The organism is Pseudomonas sp. GW821-FHT02B10, assembly GCF_059421865.1.
Genome location: NZ_JBWKVU010000022.1, coordinates 42,063 through 55,607, shown reverse-complemented (window position 1 = coordinate 55,607; position 13,545 = coordinate 42,063). Strand labels below are relative to the sequence as shown.

Genomic DNA, 13,545 nt, shown 5'->3' with positions numbered 1-13,545 from the left:
ACGCTCAACGCCAGCAACGTCGACCGCTTCGAGATCATCACCCGCAGCGCCAGGATCAACGCCGAGATCCAGGCGAACAACCTGACCATCGTCACCGGGCGCAACGACGTCGACGCCCGCACCCTGAACGCCACGGCGCGCGCCGACGACGGCAGCATCAAGCCGGAACTGGCGATCGACTCCTCGGCCCTGGGCGGCATGTACGCCGGGGCGATCAGGCTGGTGGGCACCGAGGCCGGGGTCGGGGTAAAACTCGACGGCAAACTGATCGCCAGCGGCGGCGATATCCAGCTCGATGCCAATGGCCATCTGCGCATGGTCGACGCCTCGGCGGCCAATGGCGCGGTCAAGGTCACGGCGGCGAGTCTGGATGCCCAAGGATCGGTCCATGCCGGCAGCGCACTCACTGTGCAGACCCAGGGCGACTTGAACAACCGACAAAACCTGACCGCGCGCGACAGCATCAGCCTGAGCGCCGGCGGCCGCCTGACCAACAGCAGCATCATCGAAGCCGGAGTCAATGCCGACAACAGCCGCAATGCCAATGGCGATGTCAGCCTGAGCGCGCAGCACCTCGACAACAGCGGCAAGAGCGTGATTGCCAGCCGTAACCTGAGGGTGAACGCGGCACAGGCGCTGAACAACCAGGGCGGGACCTTGAGTGCGGGGCAGAGCGCCAACGTCAGTGCCGCGACCCTGGATAACCAGAACAAGGGGCGGGTGCTGAGCAGCGGTAGCCTGAATCTGAATGCCAACCAGTTGCTCAATAGCCAGGGCGGGCTGGTGAGCAGCAATGGTGAACTGGTCGCCAATGTGGCGGCGCTGGGTAACGCTGGCGCTGAGATTTCCAGCCTGGCCGGGGTGAGCTTGAATGTTGCCTCCCTGGATAACGTCGCCGGTCTGATAGCGGCCGGTAGCGCTCTGAATATCAATGCCAGCGGTGCCTTCAATAACCAGGGCGGCCGGGTCCAGAGCACCGGCGCTGCGCTGGTCAACAGCGCCAGCCTCGATAACAGCCAAGGCACGTTGCTGAGCAGTGCGAGCCTGAGGGCGAAAATTGCCGGGCACTTGATGAACCAGGCCGGCCTGTTGTCAGCGAACGATTGGCTGGCCCTCGACAGTGCCAGTCTCGACAACCAGCTCAAGGGACGAGTCGTCAGCAAGGGCGGCCTCGACCTGAACACGGCGGGAGTACTGGATAACCGCAGCGGCAGTGTCAGCGCCGGTGGCGTCCTGACGCTCAATGCCAACCGAGTGGATAACCGTCAGGGCGGTTCGCTGGGCGCCGTCCAGGGAATGAACCTGGGGGGTGGCAGTCTCGACAATCAGGGCGGCAGCGTCTCCAGCCAGGGCTATCTGAAACTGACGGGGACCACGCTGAATAACAGCAATGGCGGCAAACTGCTCGCCAATGGCGACATCAACCTGAACCTCGAACAACTCGACAACCAACTCGATGGCCAGTTGTCCGGGCAGGCGGCTGTGCAGGTCAAGGCTGCGCGGTTGAACAACGGCCAGGGTGGCAATCTCTACGCCAAAGGCAATCTGGACCTTGCAGCGAGCGAGCAATTGCTCAACGCCCGAGGCACGCTCAAGGGTGATGGCGCCGTTCTGCTCAAGGTCGGCAGCCTGAACAACGACGGCGGCAACCTCTCCAGCGTCAAGGATTTGAAGCTCACCAGCCCGGGAACCGTCAGCAACCTGGGCGGCACTCTGGTCAGCGGCGATACGCTCGACCTCAGCGGCGGCCAGCTCGACAACGGCGCCCAAGGCAGCATCTCCAGCACCAAGGCCCTGACGGCCAGCGTCAGCGGCCTCGATCAACAAGGCGGCAAACTGTTCAGCAGCACGGGGCTGAGCCTCGACCTGAACAACGGCCAACTGAATAACCAGGGCGGCTTGATCAACGCCCCAGGCCAGTTATTGCTGAAGAACCTCAAGGGTGTCGCGAACCAGAAGGGCGAGATTTCCAGCGACCAGGGCTTCACCCTGGCCGCGCAAACGCTGGACAACACCGACGGCAAGGTGATCAGTCAGAACGCATTGGTCCTGCGCATCGACCAAGCCTTGAACAACGTCAGGGGACTGGTGTCGGCCGATGGCCTGGATGTCCGGGCCGCTAGCATCGACAACACGGCCGGCAAGATGGGCAGCGACTCGGGCCTGGCCTTGCACGTCGAAGGTGCGGTGATCAACGTTAATGGCTCCGTTTCCAGTGCCGGGTTATCGACCTTCAAGGCGATGAGTCTGGACAATACCCAAGGCCAGCTGACGGCCGACCTTGGTCTTGGTGTCGAGTTGAGCGGGGCATTGAACAACCAAGGCGGCAAGGTCGGCTCCGGCAAGGCGTTGAACCTGGCCGCCAGCAGCCTCGACAACCGCGCGGCGGGAACGCTGCTGGCCGTCGATGGCAGCCTGACGGCAACAGTTGCTGGAGCCTTCGACAATCGGGAGTTGGGGAAACTCAGGGCCGGCGGCGGCATCGAGCTGACCACCGGCCGTCTGGATAACCGTGGCGGTAGCCTGTCCGGCAAGGATCGGCTGACCTTGCGCAGCGACCTGGCGGATAACCGGGGAGGGCTGATCCAGGCCGATAAGGACCTGAAGCTACTGGTCGGACAGTTGGATAACCGCGATAAGGGCGTGGTGACCGGCAAGGCGGCGATGGACTATGAAGGCTCGCGACTGGACAACAGCGGCGGCCTGCTCAGTGCGGTCGGTCCGTTGACGCTCAAGGCCCTGGAAGTCACCAACAGCAAAGGCCGGATCGCCAGTCAGGGCGATCTGGTCGCAACCCTCGAGACCCTGAACCAGCAGGGGGGGGAGTTGGTCGCCAAAGGCAGTTTGCTGCTGACTGGCAAGACCCTCGACAATCGCGGCGGCCTGGTGGGCAGCACCCACGCATTGACCCTCAATGTCGACCAGGTGGACAACCGGGCGGGGGAGATCTCCAGTACCGAAAGCAGCCTGAGCCACACGGGCCAGCATCTGGACAACAGCGACGCTGGCAAGCTGCTGTCCGCTAGCGACCTGCAGCTGACCGTGGCGCAACTGATCAACCAGACCAAGGGCAAGCTGTTTGCCCAGGGCGCGGCTCACCTGACCGGCACCACACTCGATAACGCCGGCGGTAGTTTCTCTGGTCTCAAGGGCCTGGATATCCGCCTGGACGGGGCCCTGCTCAACAACACCGGATTGCTCAGCAGCGAAGAGGCCCTGACCCTCAATGTCGCCACGCTGGACAACACCGCGGGCAAGCTCAGCGGCGCCCGCGCCCTGTCGCTTGCCAGCCTGGGGGCAGTGCTCAACCAGGGTGGCTCGATCATCACCGACCAAGGGTTGATCCTGTCCAGCGCCAGCCTCGATAACAGCCACAACGGCGTGATCAATGGCAAGGGCGCAACCGGTGTCACCACCGGTGTCTTGGACAACAGCCAGGGCGGCCACCTCACCAGTGACGGTACGCTGGAGCTGACCGCCACCCAGGTCAGCAACGGCGCCACCGGCCGCATTGCCAGTGAAAAGGATCTGACCGCCAGCGTCACGGGCCTGGATCAGCAAGGCGGCGAGTTCTTCAGCAAGACCCGTCTGGAGCTGGACCTGAACAACGGCCAGCTCGACAACCGCAACGGTCTGATCAACGGGCCTGTGCTGGTACTCAAGAACCTCAAGGATGTCGCCAACCAGAAAGGCGAAATTTCCAGCGCCCAGGCCTTCACCGTCGCTGCGCAAAATGTCGACAACAGCGGTGGCAAGCTGCTGAGCGACCAGGGCCTGACCCTGCGTATCGCCCAGCGCCTGAACAACCTCGACGGGCTGGTTTCCGCTGCGTCCCTCGATAGCCGCAGCACCTCCCTGGACAACAGCCGCGGCATGATCAGCAGCCGTGGCGCTGTCGATCTGGGCGTGGCCCAGACCTTCAACAACCGCAATGGCACGCTGATCGGCGACGGGGCAGTGCTGTTGGCGGCCAACCGTCTCGACAACAGCGATGGTTCGGTGGCCGGCAAGGCCGATGTGTCGGCCACCCTCGGCACCCTCGACAACCAGAACGGTGAATTTATCGCCAGCGGTGCCCTGAATCTGACCGCCAGCGCGCTCGACAACCGCCAGGATGGTCTGGTGGCGGCTACAAAAGCGCTGAAACTCGAGGTCGGCGAGATCGACAACCGGGGCGGCGAACTCTCCGGCAGTGCCGGCATCAGCCTGACCGGCAACCGCCTGGATAACAGTGACGGCGGTCAGATCATCGCGGCCATGGGCTTGAGCATGACCCTCGGCCAGGTGCTCAACCGCAATCAGGGCTTGATCGACGGCAAGGCCGGTTTGACCCTGGATGGCCAGACCCTGGACAACACCGCAGGTCACTTGCTCAGCGGGCAGGACCTGCGGCTGGGCCTGGGCAGCGACCTGACGAACGATCAGGGCCAGATCAGCAGCGAAGGCACACTCGATGTCACCGGCGCCAACCTGAGCAACGCCGGCGGCAGCCTGTCGAGCGCAGGCGCCTTGAAGGTCAAGGTCAGCGCTACGCTCGGCAACCAGGGCGGGAAACTGGTCAGCGACGGCAGCGTCGACCTGCACAGCGCCAGCCTCGACAACCGCCAGCAAGGCGTGATCAGCGGCAAGGGAGTGGTCGGCGTGACCACTGGCGCCTTCGACAACAGCCAGAAGGGTAGCCTGAACAGTGGCGACAGCCTGACCCTCAGCGCTGGCCAGGTCACCAATCGGGACGGCGGCAGCATCGGCAGCGTCAAGGCCCTCACGGCCAGCGTTACCGGCCTCGACCAGATGGGCGGCAAGCTCTTCAGCGAAACGAGCCTCACCCTCGACCTGCACCAGGGGCAACTGAATAACCGCAACGGCCTGATCAATGCGCCGTCGCTGGTGCTCGACAACCTCAAGGACGTTGACAACCAGGGCGGTGAAATCTCCAGTGCCCAGGCCTTCGCGCTTGTCGCCGACAGCCTCGACAACAGCAACGGCAAGCTCCTCGGCAACCAGGCCGTGACCCTGCGGGTCAATCAGGCCTTGAGCAACCTCAAAGGCCAGATTGCCGCGGCGGCCCTCGATGTACGCGCCGCCAGCCTGGACAACGCCGAGGGAACCGTTAACAGCCGTGGCGATTTGAACCTGAATATTACCGGTCTGTTGAGCAACCGAGACAAAGGCCTGATCAACGCGAAGCAGAACCTGACACTCGGCAGCGCTGACCTGAATAACCAGGGGGGAACCCTGCTCGGTGGCAGCGCCGTGACCCTCAATGCAATGGCACTGAACAACAGCGCCAACGGCTTGATTAACAGCCAGGGCGGTTTGAGCCTGACCGCCCACAGCCTGAACTCCAATGACGGCGGGGAAGTGTCGGCCAAAGGCGACATGGCCTTGACCCTGGGGGCATTGACCCAGAATAGCGGTCGCCTGCTGGGCGACAGCGGTGTGCGTCTCGAGTTGTCGGGCAGTGACCTCGACAACCGCAATGGCTTGCTGATCGCCAAAGGCCCGCTGAGCATCAACCGCTTGCGCGACCTGAATAACCAGAATGGAGAGATTTCCAGCAGCCAGAGTTTCAACCTTATCGGTCGTACGCTGAACAGCAGCGGTGGCAAGGTGATCAGCCAGAACCAACTCGGGCTGACAGGCGACACCTTGCTCAACCAGGGCGGCCTGATCTCTGGCTGGCAGGGGCTGGCAGTCAATGGCGGCAGCCTCGACAACCGCAACAACGGCACGCTGTCCAGCCGCAGTGGCGACCTGGATGTGAGCGTCAGCGGTGCCTTGCTCAACAGCAACGCCGGCGCGCTGGTCAGCCAGAAGACCCTGACCGTCAAGGCGGCCAGCCTGGATAACAGCGCAGGCATTCTGTCCAGCGGCGGGGCCCAGTTACTGACCGTTGGCGGGCTGTTGAACAATGCGCTGGGTGGTTCGATCGACAGCGGCGCGGCCCTGACGTTGCAAGCCATGGCCTTGAACAACGGCGGCAACATCAATGCCCAGCAGTCGCTGGGCTTTACCGGCACGACCCTGGATAACTCCGGCGGCAGCCTGGCCAGCAATGGCGCGGTGAACCTCGACCTGCTGGGCAACCTGACGAACACCAACGGCAAACTGGCCAGTGGCGGTCCGCTGGTGATCAGCCGTAGCAGCCAGATCAACAACCAGGGCGGCCAATTGGTCAGCCAGGGGTTGCTGAGCGTGCTCAGCGGTGGCCTGGATAACCGCAATCGCGGCACTGTCGCGAGCAATGACAGCCTGGTCATCAATAGCTCCGGTGCTGTCCAGAACAGCGGCGACGGCCTGATCTACAGCCAGAACGGCAACCTGCAACTCACTGCCGCCAGCCTGGGCAACGCCAAGGGCACCGTGCAAAGCCAGGGCGCGTTGAACCTGGCCGTGACCGGCGATATCGACAACCAGAGCGGCCGGCTCCTGGCCCAGAACGGCGATCTCAAGGTCAGCGCCACCAATCTCGATAACCGCGGCGGTACTCTCGCCAGCCTCAAGGGCGCGCTGGAAGCGCGTGTCGTCGGCGTGTTGAAAAATGGCTACGACCTGACCAACAACCGTCAGGGCGGCATTACTCAGGCTCAGCGCCTGAACCTCAGCGTATTGGGCGGCATCGATAACTACGGTGGGCGCATTTCGGCCCAGGGTGGCGATGCACTGATCACCACCGCCAACTTCGACAACCGTAACGGCGGCCTGTATGCCAAAGGCCTGGTCAAGGTCAGCGGTAATAACTTCGACAACAGCGGCGACAACGATGGCCAGATCGCCGGTCACCAGGTCGACCTCAGCCTCAACGGTCACTTGAACAACCGCATGGGCATCATCGAGAGCGACAGCACCCTCAGCGTGCGTGCCGCCAGCCTCGATAACCAGACCGGCCAGCTTCGGGCCCTGGGGGCCGGTGGCAAGACCGACTTCCAGATCGGCGGCCTGTTCGACAACCGCAACGGCAAACTGGAAAGCGCCAACAGTGACCTGACCCTGAATGCCGCAAGCTTCCAGAACCAGGGCGGCAGCTTGTTGCATGTGGGCAACGGCACCTTCGATATCGCCACGGCCAACGTCACCAATGCCGGTGGCAGTCTCGTCACCCGAGGCGGGCTGACGCTCGCTGCCGACAGCTGGACCAACAGCAGCGTGATCCAGGCCGGGCGCCTGACCATCAACGTCAACAACCTGACCCAGACCGGCAGTGGGCAATTGCTGGCCTCCACCAGCCTGGTGGGCAACGGCGGCAACTGGAACAACGATGGCCTGATTGCCAGCGACGGTACGGCCAGCCTGAACCTGGGCGGCAGTTATGGCGGCAACGGGCGTTATACCAGCCTGGGCGACCTGGGGCTGACGGCCGCTGCCGTGAGCCTGGGCAGTGCCGGCAGCGTCGCCAGCGGCGGCAATGCCACGATCAATATCGGCGGGCAGCTCAACAACTATGGGCGCATGACTTCTGCTTCCGGGATGAACGTCAATGCCGGGTCGATCAACAACTTCGGGACCCTGGGCAGCAGCGCCAACCTGCAGTTGGGGACGTCCAGCCTGCTGAACCAGAAAGGTTTGATCTTCAGTGGCGGCGACATGACCTTGAGCGTCGCCAACCTGACCAACCAGAACGGCGACCTGTACGGGCTCGGCAATGTGGCGATCGGCGGCTATGGCGGCGCTGCCCGGGCCGCAGGGGTCTACAACGTCTCCGGTTCGATGGAGAGCGGCGGGACCTTCGCGTTGAACGCCGATGTGTTCCAGAACCGGACCGATGGTGCAGTGGCGTCGGGCAGCCGCAAGCTGCTGTCGGGGTTTATCGCTAATTTATGTAATGACTGCCGGGGGGACTATTACACCTTCACGCTGGCTGCCCGCGAGGTCTTCGAAAGTGTCGACAACGACACCAGTGCCTCGGCGGTGCTGACCGCCGGCCAGGATCTGGTGCTCCAGGGCGGCAGCTTTCTCAATAGCAAAAGCACGGTGAGCGCCGGCGGCAATATCAATATCACGGCTGACAGTCTGCAGAACATTGGCGCGCAGAATGGGACCATTGAACGCACGCGTATGTATCAGGTCGCCGGTATGAGTGATGGCAGCACCGGGAGACTTTTCTCCAATGTCCTGATGCCCTACAACCAGCGCAACAACCCTGATTTTCCTTATGAGTACTATCTAGATCTGGATGGCGGCATCCACAAGGCCATTCCCAAGTCGGGTCATGGCAGAGAGCCAGGGCATGATGGTGGATCGTATACAACGGTGTTCCTCAAAGACAGTGAAACAGGAGCGAGCGTCAATATACGCAATGCCTATAACACTGTAATGACTGGCCTTAGTTACGGCTTCGAGAACTCGACTCCATCCCTGTACGACCCGAACAACCTGCTTGAACTGCCGAGCCAGTTCTCTCAATACAAACTGCTCAGCGACGTTGAAGTCGCCAAGGACAGTAGCGGTGCCGTTAGCACCGCAGGCAACCGTAATGCGGTCATTCAGGCAGGCGGCAATGTTTCGATCACCGCCGCCAAGGACCTGCAGAACAGCGTCATCCATCAGGACTACAGCGTCGGCGGTGGTACCAACAAAGTCGCCGATACCCGCGTAAACGCCAGCGGTACCACCGTTGTCCGGATCAATAGCCAACTGCCGCCCGACTTGGCCCAGCAACAAGTCAACCCGTTGAGCCTGCCCGGCTTCGCATTGCCGACAGGGCCCAATGGCCTGTTCCGCTTGAGTGGGCAGGGCGCAGCGGTGCAGCAGGCGACCCAGGCCAATAGCGGGCCGCAAGACTGGAGCATGGGCAGCGCCTCGGTCAGCACCGCCCAGCGTCAACAGAACCTGCCGGATATTCAGGCGCGTAGCTTCCAGATTGCCGATGTTGCCCCAGTGGCCTCCAGCGATCGACAACTGACCCGGGTTACTCGCCAGGTCACCGACAGCAACGTGGGTGCCAGTGCGCTCGATGTCAGTGCCCCGGCCGACAATGGCGGCAACCTGCTGTTGCCAGGCTATGAAGGCCATGCTGGTGCGATCACCCAGGTGGGAGCCGTGCAGGTCGAAGGCGCCAGCCATAGCGCAGTTGCCACGGGGCCGGACCTGAGCGTGCCAACGCTGCCGCTCGCCCCCTCGACCGGCGTGACCACGCCTGGGAACAGCCAAACCCCCGGTGCAATGGTCGCGACACCTGTGGCCAGCCAAACCCTGGCCCGGGTGCAGGGCCTGCCGGATACCAGTTTCAAGCCCAATCCGCAGAAGTACCTGATTGAAACCAATCCGGTGCTCACTGACCTGAAACAGTTCATGAGCTCGGACTATCTGCTCGCCAACCTGGGCTATAACCCCGACGAGAGCCAGAAGCGCCTGGGCGATGGTTTCTATGAGCAGAAGCTGATCCAGCAGGCGGTCGTCGCCCGCACTGGCCAGCGTTTTATCGACGGCCAGACCTCGGACGAAAAACTCTTCAAATACCTGATGGACAACGCCCTCACCAGCAAGCAGCAGCTCGGCCTGTCGGTGGGTGTGACGCTGACCTCACAGCAGGTCGCGGCGCTGACCCACGACATCGTGTGGCTCGAAGAGCACGAAGTGAATGGGGAAAAAGTGCTGGTGCCGGTGTTGTACCTGGCCCAGGCCGAAGGCCGCCTCGGCCCGACCGGTGCCTTGATTGCCGGTAACGATGTCAGCCTGATCGCCGGGCAGAACCTCGACAACGTCGGCACCCTGCGCGCCACCAACAATCTGTCGGCCACGGCGGGCAACAACCTGGTCAACAGTGGCCTGATCGAGGCCGGCAAGCGCCTGGACCTGTTGGCGGGCAACGATATCGTCAACAAGGCGGGCGGCATCATCGCTGGCCGCGACGTGACCATGACCGCGATCGGCGGCGATGTGCTCAACGAGCGCAGCGTCACCTCGGCGGACAGCGTGGCACGGGGCTATTCGCACAAGGATTACGCCAACAGCGCCGCGCGTGTCGAAGCCGCCAACGACATGAGCATTTCCGCCGGTCGTGACCTCAGCACCCCTGGTGGTGTGCTGCAAAGCGGCCGGGACATGAGCCTGAGCGCGGGGCGCGACGCCAATCTGGTGTCCACTGAACTCAGCAACAGCCTGGTGCTGGGTAAAAAACACTACAGCAGCGATATCACCCAGATCGGCGCCGAGGTCAGTGCCGGCCGCGACCTGACGGTCAAGGCCGGTCGCGACATCAACGCCATCGCCAGCGAAATCGAGGCCAAGCGCAACATCGCCATGGCGGCCACCGAGAACCTGACCCTGTCCTCGGCGGCCGACGAGCAGCACTCCTACGAAAAAACCAAAAAAGTCACCCGCCAGGAAGACCACGTCAGCCAGGTCGCCACCACCCTCAACGCCGGCGGCGATGTCTCGCTCAGTGCCGGCAAGGACATGGCGCTGATCTCCAGCCGCATCACCGCGGGCGACGAAGCCTACCTGGTGGCCGGTGACAAGCTTGAACTGCTGGCGGCGCAAGACAGTGACTATTCGCTGTACGACAAAAAGAAAAAGGGCAGTTTTGGCAGTAAGCAAACCAAGCGCGACGAAGTCACCGATGTGAAAAACATCGGCAGCGAAATCACCACCGGCGGCGACCTGACCCTGGTCAGCGGCGGCGACCAGAAGTATCAGGCCGCCAAGCTGGAAAGCGGCAATGACCTGACGGTGCAGAGCGGTGGGGCGATCACCTTTGAGGGGGTGAAGGATCTGCATCAGGAGAGTCACGAGAAGAGCAGTAGCAGCCTGTCGTGGAACAGTGCCAAGGGTAAAGGCAACACCGATGAAACCTTGCGCCAGAGCCAACTGGTAGCGCAAGGCGATCTGGTGATCAAAGCCGTTGATGGTCTGAAAATCGATATCAAGCAGATCGACCAGAAATCGGTGAGCCAGACCATCGATGCGATGGTCAAGGCCGACCCGCAACTGGCTTGGCTCAAAGACGCCGAGAAGCGTGGTGATGTGGATTGGCGCCTGGTGAAGGAAACTCACGAGTCGTTCAAATACAGCCACTCCGGCCTTGGCCAGGGTGCGATGTTGGCGATCATCATCATCGTGACGGTATTGACGGCCGGTACTGCTAGCGCGGCGGTGGGGACTGCTGCCAGTGCGACGGCGGGCTCTGGATCTGCGATGGCAGCGGCGACCACTGCTGAGGCGGTTGCCGCAGGGGCTGAGGCTGTGGCTGCTGGTTGGGGGAATGTGATGGCCTCAACAGCGCTTACCTCAATGGCAGGCACTGGTGCAGTGAGTGTGATTAATAACAAAGGCAATTTTGGGGAAGCCCTCAAGGACACCTTCAGATCCAATAGCCTTAAGAACGCTGCTATTGGAGGTTTAACTGCTGGCGCGATCAGTTATGTCGACAGCAATTGGTTCCAGGCTCCCAGTGGTGCAACTAATGGCGGCTCGAAGGTTATAGGAGCTGGTCCAGTCCAGAATCCTGGGTACTCAAAAGACATGCTCAGCTGGAGCAATGCTGAGCAAACAGTGCTTAGAAGTGGAACCCATGCCCTCATCAACAGCGGCGTTTCCACAGCCATCAACGGTGGAAGTTTTGGCAAGAACCTTGGCGGTGCAGTCGTCGGGGAGGGGTTTGATCTCGCGGCTGCCGCCGGGAACAAAGGGATAGGGGATCTTGCCGATAAGCTTAAGGTTGGCCCAGGAACCGCAAAGGCGATGTTTTTCCATGCGGCTTTGGGGGGCTTGATATCCACAGCTAAAGGAGAGGGGTTTACCAGTGGAGCTCTTGCCGGAGGAATTGCCGAGGGGCTCACACCGCTGGCCAATGAGGTTTTGGCACAGCATGTGAGCGACTACTTCAAGGCAAACGATCTGAGTGTGCAGGGCAGTCAAGCGAAGATAACGACGGCTCAGATTATTGGATTGCTGTCCGCTGCAATGGTAGGCGGTAATCCTGATACAGGTAGCTTGATTGGTGGCGCAGGAGAGAAGTACAACAGCGAGCTGCATCGAAATCAGCAAGAAGAAACTGATTATGAACTGAGGAAAATGATGGGGGAGCCTATCCCCCAGCAAGAACAGGATGAGCTTGGTAAGGTGGAGCCCATTGAGATTATGCAGGGGCCTCATGGGGGAGGCAGTCCTTCTGGCTCTAGCCTTCCCGGGTTGAGTAAGATTCCAGTTATTGGGGGAGCAAACTCAGGTGGAAGTGGGCCCGCGAAGGGATTTCTAGAAGTGAGTGATGGGTACTCATCTTCAAATGCGGTAAAAAATCTAAGCAACTCTAAACCGATCGACTTTATCTTTGATCCACAAAGTCAAAGATTTATAATGGGTAAAAATCGATTTGGGCATGATGGGATTTTGGATGCAGGAAAAATTCCATCATCTGATAGCATTCTTGGTGGTGGAATTTGGCGGGAAAATGGTGCTCTCCGCACATATGAGTGGAGTGGGCATTATGGAATGAACTGGAATCCTGAACTTCGTGAGCAGTTTAAAAAATTCATGAGTAGTCATGGCGTGGAAGTTGTCCATACTCCAGGAATATCGAGATGAAAGAAAACCTAAAAATGACGTTTGCTAAGGATCTGGAGGCGCTCGTTATTCCATGGAATAAAAGTCCTCAGTGCGATTCTGAAAAAGCGCAAGATTACTATTGGCTGCCGATTTTGGATTTGTCAGAAGGGCGAGCCAAGGTAGGCATTACCCCTGAAGGGGTGTGGGGTATAGCTAAAGATGGTTGTATTCGAATCTTGTCTGATGAAAGGTCCTATGTTTTCTTGCTTCCTATTCTAGAAAAAAGCCCTCAAGCTGCCTTCTCGTTAATAGCTGAAGGTTTTATAAATATTGGACTGTCTAGAGAATATTTAGATTTGTTCCCCTTCGAAGGCGTGATTCTTGCAGCTCTTAAAAGTAACAGTGAATATTGGTCAAGTATGGGATTGCAATGGGTTGGGCTCTTTGTCAGGACTCCCGAGCTACAAGTTTCTTTAGAAGTTTTAAGCAGGGAAGGCGCTACTCAGGAAGTTCGTCATCGGGCCAGGAAGCTTGCCAGGTATAGATAGTTTTGCCTTGTTTGTGTCGTGATCTTCTGGGTAAAGTATGACATCCCTGAAGTCGATGTGCTGACAGTCAACTAATTCGGTAATTATCTTTGTGGTCAGCGGAATGTTGGAATTTTAAATGGCTGATAAGAGGTGTCGAAAGGTAAAGCGAGCGACTTTAAGGTCGCCCGCTATTACTTAGGCTAAAAGCTATTCCTGTAGTTTTCGTCCAGTTACATCTAGAAGGTCACAACCATCGCGCAGCAGAATAGTGCAGACCAACGTCAACTCCTGAAGAACCACAGGGTGGCTTCCAGCATTTTCAGGTTCCACAAAATTTTCCAGCAGTTGGGTCACCGCACGAATGCGATAAGCCGCTGCATCGTGAAGCACATCGACAGGTGCTTGGGTGTCGATCAGCAGGTAGGGGATGTTGCAATTGTGGCCGGTAATGGGCATGTAGCGATTCATAGGTGTAACTCCATTCAGTTGAAAAGAGCTATCACTCAAACGTCGCCAAACGAAAGGTGGC

3 protein-coding genes are annotated in these 13,545 nt (G+C 60.1%); 2 read left to right on the top strand and 1 reads right to left on the bottom strand.

What is annotated here, in order from left to right; translation table 11 throughout:
- Both AC07VU_RS30200 and AC07VU_RS30195 read left to right on the top strand, forming a co-directional pair.
- Positions 1-12,525: polymorphic toxin type 43 domain-containing protein (locus AC07VU_RS30200; RefSeq protein ID WP_495031004.1), on the top strand; the 12,525-nt coding region annotated here is incomplete at its 5' end.
- A complete protein-coding gene (locus AC07VU_RS30195) occupies positions 12,522-13,034 on the top strand; it encodes a hypothetical protein (protein ID WP_169897787.1) in 513 nt (170 codons plus the stop codon). The genes AC07VU_RS30200 and AC07VU_RS30195, both read left to right, overlap by 4 nt.
- A gap of 189 nt (positions 13,035-13,223) precedes the next feature.
- Here the strand turns inward: AC07VU_RS30195 and AC07VU_RS30190 are convergent, their stop codons facing one another.
- Positions 13,224-13,484 (bottom strand): hypothetical protein, encoded by a 261-nt coding sequence (locus AC07VU_RS30190; protein WP_169897786.1) that lies wholly within the window; start codon positions 13,482-13,484, stop codon positions 13,224-13,226.
- Between the last annotated feature and the right edge of the window lie 61 nt (positions 13,485-13,545).

What these genes read in the sequence shown, in the direction of transcription:
- AC07VU_RS30190 (WP_169897786.1), bottom strand. Translation starts at nt 13,484, where the DNA reads ATGAATCGCTACATGCCCATTACCGGCCACAATTGCAACATCCCCTAC.
- AC07VU_RS30195 (WP_169897787.1), top strand. Translation starts at nt 12,522, where the DNA reads ATGAAAGAAAACCTAAAAATGACGTTTGCTAAGGATCTGGAGGCGCTC.